At 44.9% G+C, this 18465-nt stretch carries 14 protein-coding genes; 4 read left to right on the top strand and 10 right to left on the bottom strand.

What is annotated here, in order from left to right; translation table 11 throughout:
* Positions 1-19: 19 nt before the first annotated feature.
* The 8 genes from HCJ96_RS11405 to rpmH are packed head-to-tail and all read right to left on the bottom strand — an operon-like array spanning position 20 to position 5463.
* Positions 20-673 carry a DnaT-like ssDNA-binding domain-containing protein gene (locus HCJ96_RS11405; protein ID WP_169211197.1) on the bottom strand — a complete coding sequence of 218 codons (654 nt, stop codon included), beginning with the start codon at positions 671-673 and terminating at the stop codon, positions 20-22.
* Positions 674-677: 4 nt separating this feature from the next.
* Positions 678-1118, bottom strand: coding sequence for a flavodoxin domain-containing protein (locus tag HCJ96_RS11400; RefSeq protein WP_169211196.1), 441 nt, complete (start codon positions 1116-1118; stop codon positions 678-680).
* A 1-nt stretch (position 1119) separates the two neighbouring features.
* Positions 1120-2502 carry a tRNA uridine-5-carboxymethylaminomethyl(34) synthesis GTPase MnmE gene (mnmE, locus tag HCJ96_RS11395; protein ID WP_169211195.1) on the bottom strand — a complete coding sequence of 461 codons (1383 nt, stop codon included), beginning with the start codon at positions 2500-2502 and terminating at the stop codon, positions 1120-1122.
* A 5-nt stretch (positions 2503-2507) separates the two neighbouring features.
* Positions 2508-2990 (bottom strand): YajQ family cyclic di-GMP-binding protein, encoded by a 483-nt coding sequence (locus HCJ96_RS11390; RefSeq protein WP_169211194.1) that lies wholly within the window; start codon positions 2988-2990, stop codon positions 2508-2510.
* Positions 2991-3045: 55 nt separating this feature from the next.
* Positions 3046-4710, bottom strand: a complete 1665-nt coding sequence (gene yidC, locus HCJ96_RS11385; protein WP_169211193.1) for a membrane protein insertase YidC — start codon at positions 4708-4710, stop codon at positions 3046-3048.
* Between the two features lie 10 nt (positions 4711-4720).
* Entirely contained in the window at positions 4721-4990 is a 270-nt protein-coding gene (gene yidD / locus HCJ96_RS11380) for a membrane protein insertion efficiency factor YidD (RefSeq protein WP_169211192.1), read from the bottom strand.
* Entirely contained in the window at positions 4951-5313 is a 363-nt protein-coding gene (gene rnpA / locus HCJ96_RS11375; RefSeq protein ID WP_169211191.1) for a ribonuclease P protein component, read from the bottom strand. The genes yidD and rnpA overlap by 40 nt, the downstream gene beginning before the upstream one ends.
* A gap of 15 nt (positions 5314-5328) precedes the next feature.
* A complete protein-coding gene (rpmH, locus tag HCJ96_RS11370) occupies positions 5329-5463 on the bottom strand; it encodes a 50S ribosomal protein L34 (protein ID WP_014290886.1) in 135 nt (44 codons plus the stop codon).
* Positions 5464-6038: 575 nt separating this feature from the next.
* Here rpmH and dnaA point away from each other — a divergent pair.
* The 4 genes from dnaA to gyrB are packed head-to-tail and all read left to right on the top strand — an operon-like array spanning position 6039 to position 12209.
* A complete protein-coding gene (dnaA, locus tag HCJ96_RS11365; RefSeq protein WP_169211190.1) occupies positions 6039-7475 on the top strand; it encodes a chromosomal replication initiator protein DnaA in 1437 nt (478 codons plus the stop codon).
* A 46-nt stretch (positions 7476-7521) separates the two neighbouring features.
* Complete coding sequence (gene dnaN, locus HCJ96_RS11360; RefSeq protein ID WP_169211189.1) at positions 7522-8625, top strand: DNA polymerase III subunit beta; 1104 nt, start codon at positions 7522-7524, stop codon at positions 8623-8625.
* 60 nt (positions 8626-8685) lie between these two features.
* Complete coding sequence (recF, locus tag HCJ96_RS11355) at positions 8686-9780, top strand: DNA replication/repair protein RecF (protein WP_169211188.1); 1095 nt, start codon at positions 8686-8688, stop codon at positions 9778-9780.
* 2 nt (positions 9781-9782) lie between these two features.
* Positions 9783-12209, top strand: coding sequence for a DNA topoisomerase (ATP-hydrolyzing) subunit B (gyrB, locus tag HCJ96_RS11350; protein WP_169211187.1), 2427 nt, complete (start codon positions 9783-9785; stop codon positions 12207-12209).
* A 108-nt stretch (positions 12210-12317) separates the two neighbouring features.
* On the opposite strand, the gene HCJ96_RS11345 is transcribed toward gyrB, so the two are convergent.
* Positions 12318-13493: an ATP-binding protein gene (locus HCJ96_RS11345; RefSeq protein ID WP_169211186.1), complete on the bottom strand. Its 1176-nt coding sequence runs from the start codon at positions 13491-13493 to the stop codon at positions 12318-12320.
* A 431-nt stretch (positions 13494-13924) separates the two neighbouring features.
* A complete protein-coding gene (gene pulA, locus HCJ96_RS11340) occupies positions 13925-18292 on the bottom strand; it encodes a pullulanase-type alpha-1,6-glucosidase (RefSeq protein ID WP_169211185.1) in 4368 nt (1455 codons plus the stop codon).
* Positions 18293-18465 lie beyond the last annotated feature (173 nt).

The raw sequence follows: 18465 nt of genomic DNA, 5'->3' as shown, positions 1-18465 counted from the left end.
GTGTCTGTGTCTTCTTGGGTTACGGTTTACGGCGATATTTTTCGACCAGCTTACGAGTATTATCATCTGCTTCAACAGAAGGTGCAACTTCAACAAATTTGCTTGAATCGATGGGTGTTTTTGTTTCGGTTCGGCCGAAACGTTTATTGCGCATTGAATAAACAAATTTTTGCGTCCATTGAAAATGACTGAGCACCGTCGACGGGCGGCCTAACCAATAAGCGATAAATTCATTAATGTCGTCCTGATCATAGGATTTATCGACAACACCTAGCAAGGTGGCCATTTCAGTAAATAAGGCCTCATCAGGTTGCCATTTCATATTGATCGCCTGATGCTGTCGATGGAGGTGACTGAATGAGTCGTGCTTGGTTTGAATAAGCGGTAACAGAATGACCTTGCCATTTAGTGAAGAAGAAAACGACAGTGAGGCGGGCAGGGCGATTAAACCGGCCTGCTCAAGTGATTTAAGTAAATCGTTTAGTTGTCTGCCGCGAGTATAGGGAGGATCCGTGGCGTCTGCATTAACCAGCGCAAGCAGAAATTTGTAGTTCAGTGGTTCAGATGCAGCCGTGGTCGCATTGGCGGTAGGACGCAAGCCTAAACAGTAAAGCACCCGGGCGGCATTCGCTAACGGGCTGCATAGGGCGTGGTACTCGGCTTCGGTAAACATAACGTTAAGCTATCTGTTGACTCGTTTGCGATTTAAACCAGGCAACGGCTTCATCTTCTGGAATGGGGTAGGTGAGCACATCGATATGCAACGGCGTTGATAACAGTGTTGCACCGCCTTGCTTAAGCAACGTCTCAATTGCTTTGGCGCCGTGGCAAAAGGTGTCATAACTGCTATCGCCTAAACCAATAACGTAGGCCGATACAGCGGATAAATCGGCAAATTCAAGTTGTTGTGCGAAGTGCTGAATATTGTCGGGAAGCTCTCCAGCACCATGCGTTGAAGTGCATATGATCCAGATAGTCTCTGATGGAATTTCAGTGAAATCGGGTGACAGGAAAATTTCAGCGCTATCACCATTTTGCTGAATAGCCTCAGCCAATGCGTCTGCCACATACTCAGATGCACCTAGCACTGAGCCGACAATAATTGCGTATTTTGACATCTTATTTACCAATACAAAATGAAGAGAATATTCGACTTAATAAGTCGTCAGACGTAAATTCACCGGTAATTTCGGTGAGTTGTTGATGGGCTAGTCGTAATTCTTCGGCTAGCAACTCACCGGCAATGTGTTGTGATAATTGTAACTGACCTGTTTCAATATGGCTGAGCGCGTTTTGCAGAGCGTCCAGGTGACGTCTTCGGGCAATAAACTTACCTTCAGATGTAGTATCCAGCCCCATCGTTTTGGCTAGATGCTGGGTCAGGATGTCGATGCCGTTGCCGGTATTGGCAGATAATCTGATAATACTGGTGGCATTATGCGACGAGGTTAAGGTTTCTAAACCAATCGGTTCACCTGACAAATCAGCCTTATTCCTGATTACTGTTATTGGCATACTATCTGGCAATCGCTGCATGAACTCGGGCCAGATCTTATAAGGGTCAATTTCGTCAGATGCTGTGCTATCCACCACAAATAATACCCGGTCAGCATCTTTAATAGCCTGCCATGCCCGTTCTATACCAATCAGTTCAACTTTATCCGTACTGTCTCTTAATCCTGCGGTATCGATTATATGCACAGGCATACCGTCGATGTGAATATGCTCTTTAAGAATGTCCCGCGTGGTGCCCGCAATGTCGGTGACAATCGCACTTTCCCGGCCCGCCAGTGCGTTAAGCAAACTGGATTTACCTGCGTTGGGTCTGCCCGCGATTACCACGTGCATACCCTCGCGCAACAATGAACCCTGTTTAGCCTGATGTTGCACTTTGTTGAGTTGAGCAAGAATGGAAGCGAGATCAGTTGCCACTTTACCATCTGACAAGAAATCAATTTCTTCATCAGGAAAATCAATGGCGGCTTCTACATACATACGTAAATGAATGACCTGTTCAGCGAGTAGATTGATTTGCTGAGAAAATTCACCCTGGAGTGAACGCAGGGCACTACGAGCGGCCTGTTGTGAGCTGGCGTCAATCAAATCAGCAATGGCTTCTGCCTGCGCCAAATCCAGTTTGTCATTCAAGAATGCCTGTTCGCTGAATTCTCCGGGCTTCGCCAGGCGTATGCCCGGAACTTGCAGTACCGCATCAATCAGCATGTCCATGACGACTTGTCCGCCATGGCCGTGCAACTCAAGTACATCTTCGCCAGTAAATGAATTTGGACCAGCAAAATAGAGCGCAATGCCCTGATCGATGATATTTCCCTGAGAGTCGTAGAAAGAACTGTACGACGCCACTCTAGGTCTCAGCGTAGAGTGTAAAATAGCTTCGCAAACCACTTGGGCTTTTGGGCCAGAGACACGGACTATCCCTACACCTCCTCTACCGGGTGCCGTTGCTTGTGCAACAATGGTTTCGTGTGAAGGGAATTCCACGTCTACTAATCTCTGAAGTTATTGTACTGAAATGGTTGGCCCAAATCGGACTGCTTAATCAAAGCAATAACTTCCTGTAAGTCATCACGTTTCTTTCCGGTAACACGCAACTGGTCACCTTGAATCGATGTCTGCACTTTCAGCTTTGCTTCCTTGATAAGTTTAACGATTTTCTTGGCCACGTCTTGCTCGATTCCTTCTTTGAAAGCGATGGTCTGGTAATAGTTCTTACCACGATGGTCAAAGTCTTTCACATCCATGGCTGAGGTATCCAGATTTCGTTTTGCGCATGCGTTTCGAAAAATTGATTCCATTTGCTGCAACTGAAATTCTGCTTCCGCTTGCATCTTTACTGTTTTGTCTTTGTATTCGAAGCTGGCATCAACGCCACGAAAATCAAACCGTGTTGACAACTCTCTGCTGGCGTTTTCTGTAGCGTTGCGCACTTCTTCCATGTTGATTTCTGACACAATATCAAAAGATGGCATTCGTTTTCCCCTTACGTTATCAAAACAGCCCTTAAAGGGCTGTTTTTACGTTAAATTATTTAGTTTGTAATCCGCGCTTTTCCATCGAGGCGTAAATTATCTTTGCCTGAATCAGGGTAATCACGTTACTGATTAACCAGTAAAGTACTAACCCAGCCGGGAACCAAAGGAAAAAGACACTCATCATCACCGGCATCCATTGCATAATTTTTTGCTGCATGGGGTCGCTAATAGTATTGGGTTGTAGCTTTTGTAACAGATACATACTGGCACCCGTCAAGATGGGTAACACGTAGAACGGATCTTTAACGGACAAGTCGGTAATCCATAAATAGAAATCCGCATGACGTAATTCCACACTTTCCATCAGTACCCAATATAGGGCCAGAAATATCGGCATTTGCAGCAATAAGGGGAAACAACCTCCCATGGGGTTGACCTTCTCCTTACGGTATAAATCCATCATGCCTTGCGACATTTTTTGACGGTCATCACCATAGCGTTCTTTTAACTGCTGCATCTTTGGTGCTAAATTACGCAGCTTAGCCATTGATTCATATTGCTTTTTCGTCAGGGGATACATAATTCCCTTGACGATGATGGTGATCAGAATAATTGCCAGGCCCCAGTTACCTACTAAACCATGCAAAAACTGGAGTAATTTGAATAAGGGCTGAGAAATCCACCACAACACGCCGTAATCAACGGTTAAGTCTAACCCGCGCGCAATAGTTGCGAGTTCATCCTGATCTTTTGGACCCAAATAAAGTTGTGTAGCCAACGTGGCAGACTCACCAGTGGCAATATTAATAGGTTCACCGGTAAAACCAATAATGGCATATTGGTTGCGAATCAGGCGGCTGTAGATTTTATTTACTTCATCCTGGGGTGGTACCCACGCAGAAACGAAATAATGTTCCAGCATACCAACCCAACCGCCGGGTGTGGTTTCACGCAAATTCTTATCTTCGATATCATCAAAGGTGTATTTGTCGTAACGTTCATCTTCAGTAGAGTAAGCGGCACCACGGTATGTCGGCATAAACACATTGCCATCAGAATCAGCCATAACCTGCTTCAACTGAGCATATTGTTGAAAATTTGCGGTTTGAGGACTGTTATTTTTAATCGTGTAGGTGACATCGATATCATGTTTGCCGCGGGTAAAAGTCAGTGTTTTTGTTACAACAATGCCTGTCTCATTCCTCCACGTCAGCGGAATTGCCAGTGTTTCACCTTCGAGTTTAAAGCTTTCCTGGTCAACACTGTATCGAGGTCGACCTTGTGAACTGCCGTCAGGACCATTTCCGCCAACCAAACCACTTTGTGCTATATAGAGCTGGTCATTATTGCGCAATAAGCTGTAAGGCTGCGACGAATCCTGCTTTACTGGAAACTGGAGCAAATCTGCATAGACAACATCACCACCCACTAAATCTATTTTCACATCCAGAGTATCGGTTGTTACGGAGATTAAACGCGATGAAGAAGTTTCAACAGCAGGTAACTGTTCGGCTGACTGAGAGGCTGATGCGGGTACGTCTTCGTTTACTTGTGACGTTTGGCCAGCTGAAGCAACACCCTCATTTTGTGATGGGATTGATTGTTCCGTGCCGACTTGCTCGACGGGCTTTGGACCATAATCCACGTGCCATTGCTGCCATAGCAGAAAACTGACAAGTGCCAGGCCTATCACCAGAAAACTACGTTGCGATTCCATAGAGGTCTCTTTACTTTATAGGTTTATTGTTTTGTTTGTTTGGGACCGGATCATATCCACCCTCGTGCAATGGGTGGCATTTTAATATGCGTTTAACCGATAACCAACCGCCATTTACTAATCCATGTGTTTTTAATGCATCAATGGCGTATTGCGAGCAGGTTGGGTGGAACCTGCAGCGTTGACCAAGCATCGGTGAAATCAACAATTTGTAACCCCAAATCAGAATAAGAGGTATAGCTATCGTGATTCTGCGCAACGTTTGGCTAACTTTTGCCATTGCTTTTCCAAAGTTTTAAATATCTCGTCATTGCTTAATTTGTCGGCGCCTGACTTTCCTACCACAATAATATCTATCGACGGCAGTTGATGAGTTTTGTGACGAAAACTTTCACGAATTAACCTTTTAATGCGGTTACGGTCGTGTGCTTTTCTGATGCGCTTTTTAGACAATGTGATGCCAAGCCTGGGTTTTTCAAGCTGATTATGTCTGGCAAGTAAGGTAAAAGCAGGAGAGACGGCTGGAATAGCCTGATTAAAAACGCGGGTAAAGTGGGAGGGAGTTAGTAATCGTAACTCCCTAGAAAATTGATTTTCGCCCACTTTGGCAACTTACCATTAAGCTGAAAGGCGAGCACGGCCCTTAGCACGGCGAGCTGCAAGTACTTTACGACCGTTTTTGGTCGCCATACGAGCACGGAAACCGTGTGAACGCTTACGCTTTAGGTTGCTCGGTTGAAATGTTCTTTTCATGACCAAAGTCTCACAAACAAAATTAAATTTAGGCAGTTATTCAATAACTCACGGAATTAAAAGTGCGTTATCTTCTTGCTACCCTTCCAAAAGGACGCTGAATTCTAGAGATCTAAAGCCTTGCTGTCAATCTTAACAACGAGAAAAAGCGAAAATAATGTTGGATATTTGTGCAGAAGCATATTAGGTAAAAAAATCAAAGATAACGGTGTGCATAAGTTTAAATCACCTTTTTAGTTATCCACAATAAGTGCCATTTTTCACATTTCTGACCAGTTTTTCTAAGCGTTGATCGTATGTACAGTAGATCTGCGGTTACAAGGTTTGTCAAGCAAGTTAATAAATATTAATAAGTAAAAACAGGTATATAACAAAACGATCTTAATGATCTTACGCGATCCTGATTTACATTTCTGACTAAAACAAGGATAATCCACAGCATAAAACTAAACCTTTAAAAAATTGCGCTACGTTAGATATTTCTTATTGTGAAATATCCATTCTCATATAATTCTTTTTCGTTAACATTGTTTTGTCGATTCGTAGTTCGTCGCGCATTGGAGCATTTTTTTACCATGTCATTATGGAACCTCTGTCTTGATAGGTTACGGCAGGAATTGCCTAACCAGCAGTTCAGCATGTGGATAAGACCGTTGACATCAGATGAGCAGGCTGACGTTATTACGTTATTTGCGCCTAATCGTTTTATTCTCGACTGGGTACGGGATAAGTACCGTGACAAAGTCACCGCCTTGTTTGCTGAGTTTGCAGGCAACGACGCACCTCAGTTGCGACTGGAAGTGGCAAGTCGACGCACCAGCGTAAATCGGGCCACGGTTACCAGCTCGTTAAGTCATACAGCGAACGAGTCGGTACCAACCCCTGCAAATTCTCCAACCATAGCTATTAGTGAGAATCTACATAAGCAGGCTGAAGCCAATAGATTGCATAGTTCACCCAACGTGGTCCCGATTCCTGAAGCGGCAAAGCACAAAAGCAATATTAATCCCAATTACCAGTTTGAAAACTTTGTAGAAGGTAAATCAAACCAATTAGCCAGGGCTGCCGCTACCCAGGTCGCTAATAACCCCGGCGGCTCCTATAACCCGTTATTTATATATGGCGGTACGGGTCTGGGTAAGACACACTTACTGCATGCAGTGGGTAATGGCATTATTGCTAATCGCCAAAATGCTAAAATTGTCTACATGCACTCCGAACGCTTTGTTCAGGATATGGTCAAGGCATTACAAAATAATGCTATCGAAGATTTTAAGCGTTTTTATCGTTCGGTTGATGCGTTGTTAATTGACGATATACAATTTTTCGCCAACAAAGAGCGCTCTCAGGAAGAATTTTTCCATACCTTTAACGCGTTGCTCGAAGGTAATCAGCAAATTATTTTGACGTCGGATCGCTATCCAAAAGAAATTGATGGGGTAGAGGATCGCTTAAAATCTCGCTTCGGCTGGGGCTTAACCATTGCGATAGAGCCACCTGAGTTAGAGACCCGGGTGGCGATTTTAATGCGCAAAGCCACTGAAAATAGAATCACTCTTCCGAATGAAGTGGCTTTCTTTATCGCCAAGCGATTGCGTTCTAATGTGCGTGAGCTTGAGGGTGCCTTGAATCGCGTCATCGCCAATGCCAACTTTACCGGCAGACCAATTACTATTGATTTTGTTCGCGAAGCGCTGCGAGATTTACTTGCGTTGCAGGAAAAGTTAGTTACGGTTGATAATATTCAAAAAACCGTAGCTGATTACTATAAAATTAAAGTTGCGGATATTCTTTCCAAGCGTCGCAGCCGCAGTGTAGCAAGGCCACGACAAGTTGCCATGGCGTTAGCGAAGGAGCTAACCAATCACAGTTTACCTGAATTGGGCAACGCGTTTGGCGGACGTGATCACACTACTGTTCTGCACGCATGTCGAAAAATAGAGCAGCTAAGAGAAGAAAGTCATGATATAAAGGAAGACTATAAAAACCTAATCAGGACGTTATCTTCTTAACTTTTAAATCCGTTAAGATGCATTAAAAGAGGCGCAACAAGAACCGATGAAATTTGCAATCAGCCGAGAAAAATTTTTGCAACCCCTTCAATTAGTGTCAGGCGCAGTTGAACGACGTCACACCTTACCAATCCTATCTAATGTGCTGATTAAGGTTAGTGAAGGTTCACTTTGGTTAACTGGTACAGATCTGGAGGTTGAATTGATCGCCAGCACGCCTCTTGAGGGTGATTTTCAAGAGGGTGAAATTACTGTTCCGGCAAAAAAGTTGTTTGATATTATTCGGGGTCTTTCCGATGGCTCGGATATTCAGTTTTCACTGGATGGCAACAAAGCATTAATCAAAGCCGGTCGGGGTAAATATACTTTATCAACGCTCTCAGCGAACGATTATCCAAACCTTGAAGATTGGGAAGGGGAAGTTGAGTTTGAAGTGACTTCCAGTGATCTCAAGCACCTTATCGACAGCACGCATTTTTCCATGGCGCAACAAGATGTTCGTTACTATTTAAACGGCATGTCACTAGAAACGGAAGACAATCTTGTGCGTACAGTTGCAACCGATGGTCACCGTTTGGCCCTGTGTCGCTTTGGTTTTGAAGGGGCTAACCTGCCGGTACGTCAGGTTATCATTCCGCGCAAGGGCGTGTTAGAAATCTCTCGTTTGATTGGTGAAGAAGACAAGTCGTTGAAAATTCAGATTGGCGCGAATCACCTTCGTTTATTTTCGAGCGAATTCATTTTCACCAGTAAGCTGGTTGACGGCCGTTTTCCGGATTACCGTCGCGTGTTGCCTAAAGATGGCGATAAAGTGATTACTGCCAGTAAAGCGGTGTTGAAAGAAGCATTTTCTCGCGCGGCAATCTTATCAAATGAAAAGTTTCGTGGAGTACGCTTAAATCTATCATCGGGTGAGCTTAAGATAACGGCAAATAACCCAGAGCAGGAAGAAGCAGAAGAAATCGTTGATGTAGATTATCAAGGGGATGATTTAGAAATTGGTTTCAATGTCGCGTACCTTATTGATGTTCTCAATTCACTTTCATCTGAATCAGTTAAAATTTCTTTGTCAGACGCTAACGCAAGTGCACTGATCGAAGCTGCTAATGATGATTCGGCGCTTTACGTCATCATGCCAATGCGTCTGTAGCAGCGTTCATATACGCCCTTAAACGATTGAGGGCGTGTTACTACCTTCTTTGAGATTTTTATGAAACTGGCGCAAGTCCAGATAACTAACTTCAGAAACATTTCCACGGCCTGTTTAGATTTGTCACCTTCACTCTCAGTTATTAGGGGGCATAATGGCAGTGGAAAATCGTCGTTGTTAGAAGCAATCTATTATTTGGGCTTTGGTCGTTCTTTCAGAACCAGTAAACATGAGTCGGTCATTAAAGATGACCAATCTTCTTTCAGCGTATTCGCACGCTGTAATACTGAAACGGATCAACACATAAAAGTAGGTTTGAGCCGCTCACGAATTAACGAGGTAACCTGCAACATAAATGGTGAGCATTCTAACAGATTGGCAGATTTAGTAAGTTTGGTGCCGGTGCAGTTGTTCACACCCCAAAGTACTGATTTATTGGTAGGAACACCTTCAGAACGACGCCGATTTATTGATTGGGGCTTGTTCCACGTGGAACATTCATTTCGTCTTCACGCCAGATCGTATTTATCACTGTTAAAACAACGCAATGCGCTGTTAAAGCAGGGACAGGATATAACCAAGCCTGAACACACTTTTTGGTCAGAGCAGTTAATTAGTGCTGCAGAGGTAATTGATGCCTGTCGTCGGCAGTACATTGAAAATATCTTGCCTTACTTTAAATCAATAATGGCGCAATTTTTACCTGAGTTTTCTGTCGAAATTGCTTATCATAGGGGCTGGGAAAAGCAGCTTACTTTTATGGAAGCGTTAGCCAAAAAGCGCGATTACGATTATAAGGTGGGTTACACTTCTGTTGGCCCGCACAAGGCAGATCTGAGACTCAAGGTTAATAATGTGTCAGCGCAGGAAATGTTATCAAGAGGGCAGCTACGTATGACGGTAGCGGCTTTACAACTTGCTCAAACACAGTTATTTGCTGACCAGACACAACGTCAAAGTATTTTTCTACTTGATGATATTGGCGCAGAGCTAGACAGTATTCGGCGCGAAAAGTTTTTAACACGTTTGCTGGAAACCAATACACAAGTAGTAGTAACTGCAATAGTTGATGAGCAAATCGACTTCGTAGAGAATTATAACGATAAAAAGATGTTTCACGTGGAACATGGCATCGTGAAAGAGGAGAGCAATTAAGTATGTCAGAACAGCAAAATTATGATTCTTCCAGTATTAAAGTACTGAAAGGATTAGACGCAGTACGTAAGCGCCCAGGAATGTACATTGGTGATACTGACGATGGTACTGGTTTGCACCACATGGTTTTCGAGGTGGTGGACAACTCAATTGACGAAGCCTTAGCCGGGCACTGTACCGAGATAGTTGTGCAAATTCATTCCGATGGGTCAGTTTCTGTATCTGACGATGGAAGAGGAATTCCAACTTCAATTCACGAGGAAGAAGGCGTTTCCGCTGCTGAAGTAATTATGACTGTCTTGCACGCGGGCGGCAAATTTGATGACAATTCTTACAAAGTATCTGGTGGTCTTCATGGTGTCGGTGTTTCAGTTGTAAACGCGTTATCGAAGAAGCTAAAGCTGCGTATTCGTCGTCAAGGTAAAACCCATGAGCAAGAATATCAGCATGGTGTACCGCAAGCACCTTTAGCCGTCATTGGTGAGACAGACAAATCGGGTACTTCATTGCGCTTTTGGCCGAGTGAATTAACTTTTACCAATACAGAATTTCATTACGATATCTTGGCAAAACGTTTGCGAGAGCTTTCTTTCCTAAATTCTGGCGTATCAATCAAACTGTTAGATGAAAGAGACGGTAAAGAAGACCACTTTAAATATGAAGGTGGTATTCAGGCATTTGTTGAATACCTGAATCAAAACAAAACTCCTGTACATCAGAAAGTATTTCATTTTGCTCACGAGCGACCGGAAGATGGCATTTCTGTCGAAGTCGCAATGCAGTGGAACGATAGCTTCCAGGAAAACATTTTTTGCTTTACCAACAATATTCCACAGCGCGATGGTGGAACTCACTTAGCCGGTTTCCGTGGTGCATTAACACGCACATTGAACAACTACATGGAACAGGAAGGGCTAAATAAAAAAGCGAAAACAAATGCCAGTGGGGATGATGCCCGCGAGGGACTAACCGCTGTCATTTCGGTAAAAGTTCCAGATCCTAAATTTTCTTCACAAACCAAAGATAAACTGGTTTCATCTGAAGTGCGACCCGCCGTAGAGTCGACGATGAACGAGAAACTGACTGAATTTTTATTGGAAAACCCTACGGAAAGTAAAATTATTGCTACCAAAATTATTGATGCGGCACGAGCACGTGAAGCGGCACGTAAGGCACGCGAAATGACGCGTAGGAAGGGCGCTCTGGACTTAGCGGGATTACCAGGCAAATTAGCTGACTGTCAGGAAAAGGATCCTGCATTAAGCGAACTCTATATAGTGGAGGGTGACTCTGCAGGTGGTTCGGCTAAACAAGGGCGTAGCCGTAAATATCAGGCAATTCTTCCATTGAAAGGGAAGATTCTCAATGTTGAAAAAGCGCGCTTTGACAAAATGCTTTCGTCGCAGGAAGTGGCTACGCTAATTACTGCGCTTGGCTGCGGTATCGGCAGAGACGAGTATAATCCAGACAAATTACGTTACCATCGCATCATTATTATGACCGATGCGGACGTAGACGGTTCACACATTCGAACACTGCTGTTGACGTTTTTCTATCGTCAAATGCCTGAAATTATTGAACGCGGTTATGTTTATATTGCACAGCCGCCACTGTACAAAGTCAAAAAAGGCAAGCAAGAGCAGTATTTGAAAGACGATGATTCATTGGTTCAATACCTCACTTCTATTGCACTTGATGGTGCTGCTCTGTACGCCAGTGAAGATTCAGCTCCAATTAGTGGGGTTGGCTTAGAAGAGTTGGTTAAACAATACCAAAGCGTTGAAAAGATGATTACGCGCATGCGCAGAGTGATGCCGGAAACAATTCTTTATCGCTTACTGTATTCCAAGCCGATTCAGTTAGAAGATTTGAAAGACGAAGCCAAGCTTCAGCAAACGGCGGAATTGTTAGTTGCCAGTCTTAATGACAAGCAATCTTCAGACGGGGCTGATTTCCGTTTTGAAATAAGACGTGATGAGGAGATGAGTGAATTCATTATCGCTATTATCATGCGTATGCATGGTATCGATTACGAATACAAATTGAACCATGACTTTATCGACTCTACTGAGTACGAAAAAATCCGCGATTTGAATAACGCTATCAATAACATGATGGACGAAGGGGCATTCATTCAACGTGGAGAGCGGAAGCAACCCATTCGTTCTTTCAAGGAAGCACTTGATTGGTTAATGGGAGAGGCCAAGCGTGGACAGTATATTCAGCGCTACAAGGGGCTAGGGGAAATGAACCCGGAACAGTTGTGGGAAACCACGATGGACCCTGCGAGCCGCCGTATGCTTCAAGTAACGATTGAAGATGCGATTGCGTGCGATCAATTGTTCACCACATTGATGGGCGATCAGGTTGAACCACGCCGAGCCTTTATTGAAGCGAATGCACTTAAAGTGGAAAACTTAGACGTTTAGTCGAGAGTTGAAAAGAAAAACGGCCTTAATGGCCGTTTTTTTGTGTGTGTAATTCTTTTTGAGTTGTCAGCTTTGCTGATACTTCATAGATGAGTGACACACCGCTAGTCAGGCTAACTGCATTGAGAACGAAAAGGTCGTTACATCATTTTCTGATTTCACCAGCAACTCGCCATGGTGAGCTTTAGCGATTTCAGAGGCGATAAACAGCCCCAAGCCAAGTCCTTTGCTCTCTTTATTGTGCTGACTGCGCCAAAACGGTTGAAACAGTTGCTGGCGGACAGAATCGGGAATTTCCAAACCATGATTTTTCACTTCAACAATAAATCTCTCCTCTTCTATATATGCTGAAACGAAAATAGGTTGCGCACTATCGCCATGGGTGATGGCATTGATCAGTAAGTTGGAGAGTAACTGGCAAATGCGATCAGAATCACAGTTAACTGCGACGCTTAGATTGATGTTGCTGCTTATTCTGCATGAAGGATGTAATCCGGATAGCTCAGATACTGTATGTTCAAGTCGCGAAGCCAGATTTTTATTTGTTCTAAGATGTAATTTTATGCCATCACCAACCCGACCATGGGTGAAATCCATGACATCGCTGATTAATCCGTTCATTCTTTTAACGCTGTTCGACATTTTAGTAAGAATTTTTAGCGAAAATTCATCGGATAGCTGGTCGGCGAGCAAATCAACGCAAAGCGAAAGTGAAGAAAGTGGGGTACGAATATCATGCCCTAAGACTGCAATATATTGTTCACGTAAACGTGCCGCATCTTTTGCGTCAATTAGGGCCGTTTCCATCTTTTCATAGCTCTCCTGCGCCATAAGTTGGCGAGAAAGCAAATCAGAAAAGGCTGCAATTTGGCTTTCAACCGCGGGATTTTTCAATTTTGCGGGACTTGGATCTAACCCGCACAACGTTCCGAAAAAGTTCCCCTTATTGTCATAAATGGGATAGGAAAAGTAACTTTCAAATTGATACATTTTCGGGATGGGATTATCACAATAAATTTCATCTTCCTGAACATTGTCAATGACAATTGGTTTGGAAGAGCGGCGAACTTGTTGACAGAAAGTTGTGTGGATTTCGAGTTCATCACCTGGGGATAGATTAAAGTTGACCAAATCTAATACGGCGCACATCGTCCAATTACTTTCAGTCACACGCGCAATACATATAAATCGAAGGCCGGTAATATCTGATAAGACTTTCATGATATGGGGGACTGCTTCAATCGCCTGGATACGTTTAATATCCGCCAATACAGAATTGTTCACTTAGTTCTCTTCGTTCTCTATCTACTGTGACACTAATCACTGGCTGTCCGCGTTAGGAAAGCTCTTTGTGATTCGTGTAATGCTGGAAGTGCATGCTGATAGCCGCACTGACCGTCGCTGTATCTCGTATAACACCAGCATATAGGGTTGAAAGTGAAATAACAATTGGAAGTTTTTTGCGCAGACTGGACCCTGTCAAAGGGAAGAGAAAATAACTGTGCTGGAGGGTAATATCAACTCAGTACCGAACAGCAATAAAAGTATAAGAATGATCGTGCAGATAAAAGATTGAACCCATTAATCGGTAAATCTATTGATTACCTTCCTATACGCTGCAGCGCATCTTGGAAAGGAAGCTGGGAAAAAAGTTCATCGTACAAGTAGAACAGGTAGAGTTGCACACCCGGGGAGGAATGTGCAACCCGCTTAAATTACTCGATGTTTAGGGTAAAAGGCGTTGTGAACACGTTCATGCTGAAGCGTCGTATGCCGTCTTCGTTTACCTCCAAATTAATATTATTTCCCCCTTCGAGCTTAATTGTTTTACCTACCGTCGCCTGCTCAAACGATCCTAAGTCAATAGCAGACCAATCGCTGCTGGCCACCTTGAATTGATATTGGCCAGTCAGCACATCGATATTCACTTGATAGCTGCCATTGCCCACATACATCATTGGATCCGTCGTTCCCCAATTATTGAGTGAACCACGGATATGCGGAATTGCGGCCAATGGCGCGATATCCTCGCTAACAGTGACGACAGGATTAGTTGCATCGCTGGCATCAATATCAAACAGATATTGACCGTCGGCGACGATATTTAGCGTTACATCCTGGCTTCCGCCGTTAACCATATTCCAAGGCGTATTTAACAGAATTTCCTGTCCAGAGGTACTGGCACCAATATTTACCGTTGACCAGTCCTGGCTGGCTAGTTTGAAATTATAAGTTCCAGCAGTGAGTGCACGGGCCAGGGTATAGCGATTGTTGCCCTGATAAACGAAAGGATTATCTGTGCCCCAACCGTTCATACTACCGCGTAGATACACAGTGGTATCACCATATGGAGCAGTTGGTGCATCATCAACATCGGCTGACAACAATAAGGTCGGTGATTGCATCGCAGCCAGGTTAAACGTAAAGGTGACGGTTGTATCTTCAGCTAAAGTAACACTGATATTGTCGCCATATTCATAGACATTGTAAGTTTCATTAAGCGGAATAGAAAACCCACCGCCGTATTGCAAATCCCAACCTTCGCTGGCCAGTTTGAACTGATAGGCACCGGCACCCAAATCCAGCGTTACGCTATAGCGGCCATTGCCCTGATAAGAGAGCGGGTCGTCAGTACCCCAGCTATTCATATCGCCGCGGAGATAGATTACCTGCTCTCCAAGTGGAGGACGTGCCGATACCCCTTCACCTTGAGCGCCAAATTGAGGTTTAACCAGAACGGCGGTGGTTTGTGGCGGAACCGCAATTGAGCCGGAACTAATAATCACATTGCTTAACGCGACATCGCTGGAACCAAGCTGAACCGGGTGTAGTTCGAATTGTTCTGCCTGTGACATTGGCACATCAACTGACCCGTTTGAACCATTTACAACCACCAGAATGGCATCGTGCTGAGGGTCAATATCGTCCACGCCAATGCCGTCATCCAAACTCATGACAATCAGGCCTGCTTGCTGATCAACACCGGTATTATGGAAAGCTAAACGATCAATCACGTCTTGCTGTGTTGGCAAACGAAATAACACGGAAGACTGACGAATAGACAACCATTCTTTAAACCGCTCAAACGTTGCATTCATTACATAACTGTCTGGTGCAGTCGCTGGATTAGCAATGATTCCTCGCATTGTGTCCCATTTACCCGCATTGTCCTGCGCCAGGGGCAGCCCGATGTTCCAGTTGCTTGAGTCCATGGAGAAATCCACTTTATTAAACCAGTCACCGGCATCATAAGAGTTGCGGTCTAATGATTTTGAACGCAACAGCTCAGAGCCCATGTGCAGGAACGGTATACCCTGACTGAGCATAGGGATGGACAGCGCTACTGCTTGAATACGGGCACGTTGAGCCAGCGAAAGCGAAGCCGGCAGGGTTAACTGCAACTGATCCCACAACGTTTCGTTATCATGTTTAGAAATGTAATTTACGGTGTCAGCGGGGTCACTACTGTAGCCAGCTGGCTGTCCATTCCACTGGTAGTCGTACATTTTGACATAGTTACCGTTAGCGGCCACAAATTGCACATTAGCCATATTTCCAGCCATACCGATACGGATAACATCCTGCTCGTTAACATTCCCATCACTGGCAAACAACGTAGCACCGCGTACCGCTTCACGCTGACGGTCTGAGAAGGTACCAATTTCGGTGCCTGCCATGTTTAGTTGCGAAGCCTGCTCAAACCGGCGATCGTTAACTACTTCGCCAAAATTCCAGCCTTCACCATAAAAATAGGTGTCCGGGTCGACGGCTTGCACAGCCTCGCGTGCACGTTCTACCGACGACTTGGGGATGTGCCCCATTAAATCAAAACGAAAACCGTCAAAGCCGTAATCACGGGCGAAAATAACTAATGAGTCAATCATCAGTTTTTCCATCATTCTGTGCTCGGTAGCCGTATTTTCGCAACATGTTGAGCGCTCGATTGCGCCGGTAAATTCGTTTAGACGATGGTAATAACCGGGAACCGCCTTATCTAACACCGACTTGTCGTACAATCCGGATGAAGCGGTGTGGTTATAGACAACATCTAATATGGTGCGTAAACCCATGTTATGTAATGCCAGGTTCATTGCGCGCATTTCACGAACGCGACTTTCGCCTGACGCTTCGGTGGCATAACTGCCCTCTGGTGCGGCAAAGTGATGGGGATCGTAGCCCCAGTTAAATCCATCCATGCCACGGAATTCATCCACTAATGCCTGCGCGTCGGTGGAGTCAGGATCATAGCTTTCCAATACGTCAATCAACCGTGATGATGCCGATTCAACACCGCACACGCTGGCAGATGGGTTACGTTGACACAACTTGGCCACCGTATCGGTAATTTCAACGCGTTCGGCCGGGTTTTCTTCAATGGAGGCGATATCGTTTGCCGGTAGGAAATGAATGTGTGTTAGGCCGGCATCAGCCAGTTGCTGTAAGTGCTGAACAGGCTGTGAATCGGTTTGTGTGAAAGCCAGATATTTACCCTGATACGCTGTTGGAACAGTAGGATCCAGGTTGCTGAAGTCGCGAATGTGGGTTTCATAGATCACCGCGTCTTCCGGATTGTGTACGGTAGGCACAGTGTGATTGCGCCATCCGGCAGGTTGCAAGTCAGCATCGTTCAAATTGATGAACTGGCTATGCACGCCGTTTTCCGATAATGCCAGCGAATAAGGGTCTGACGTCATCATCGTTTCAATGTTATCGGTCAGAGGATGATAAGCAGTCACTTCAAATCGATAGTATTTGCGATTGAGTAGATTTTTATTGGCTTCAAACCGCCATATCCCAGTGTCAGGGTCATACTGCATGGCTTTTTTGCCAAACCACCAGCCGAGCCATTTCTGATTTCGGTTATACAGATAAAGTGATACTTTCTTCGCAGTGGGCGCCCACAGCGAAACGGATACTTTGTTACCTTCATACTGCACACCCAGCTGCGCTTCATCTGCATCGTTTGGCGCAGACGTGTACAGCGAATCCAGCAGGGCGGCACGCTGAACATGCGTAGCGGCTAACACGTTTTCATTGTTATCCAGTGCCACCGCAATCAATTGCCCTTTTGCCATGGCTTTTGCCTGTTCCGGCGAGACTGACACACTGAAACCAGAGAAATCACTGAGATGGGGAAATTGCTGTTTCAGCGAGGTATCCCACTCGGAGCTGACTAAATTGACCGATTCGCCCTTATTAGCCAGTAGCCCAAATACTACTGCCATGTCCGCGTCTTCTGCATGGTATAAACGGTATTCGGCAGCATCTACAACATTCCCCCAGACCAACGTATCTGGTGTTAACCAATGGGCGCTGGCACCGCTTGCGAAAACCGGTGGCGTGGCCACGGGGAAATACCAGATGTTACCATTGCCGTGAAAGGTAAATGCTTCCTGGCCTTGGGTCGGGTCAAACTGTTGATCACCACTGCCCACACCACGTTCATCGCCTTTATGGACAATAAAGTTGTAGCATTGGGCACCGGGCTCCACCGTTAAGATAAAAAAAGCGCCGTATTCAGGATCAACGCCGTCAGCGGGGTAGGGTGAACCCCAATTGTTAAAGTGCGGACTGGATGTGGTGGGCTCGGCATAGTTACCGCAAGCCTGACCGCTCCACAAATGAAGCCCCCAGCCCGAATAATTGCCATCCTCGCGTTTGTAGAAAAGCGCAATCTGATTATCATCGAGATTTAACACGCTGCCAGACGTATCGGTGCCACGACTCTGGACACTAAAGTCGAAGTTAAACCGCTTACGGGCATGTTCCAGTTTTAACACCACCTGGCGGGTCGAATTAGCCGCCAGCGCGGTAAAAGGTAAAATTTTAAACGCTTTACCGTTTTCTTCACCGTCCAGGCCCATAATTGTGTGTGAACTAGCGTTCACTACCAACCTGAATGGACCAATGAGCTGCGCATCACTGTCGTTCGTGATATCAACCGTCACCTCCATTGCTTTCCGAGTGAAGTTACTCAGCTTTTTAGGGCTGGAGACAGTTATTTGTGACGGGGTGTGCCACTCTTGAGCATAGGAAGTGAACGTAAACAGAGTGAGTAGTAGACTGACAAGCAACGCGCGCATGACGGATCCTTTGTACTAGTATTGCTGACATTAGCTGTAGCAAAAATGTTAATGGTTAACAATTAATCAACAAAGAGTAAGTGAGTTGACTAAAGCTGCCAAGCACCAGCGTTGGTGAATACGTATGCAAACAGCAAATTACCGAATAACAGAGCAGCTCAGGTAGGTGTAAC

The organism is Alteromonas ponticola, from assembly GCF_012911815.1.
GTDB lineage: Bacteria > Pseudomonadota > Gammaproteobacteria > Enterobacterales > Alteromonadaceae > Alteromonas > Alteromonas ponticola.
This window is presented reverse-complemented; position numbering and strand designations above follow the sequence as displayed.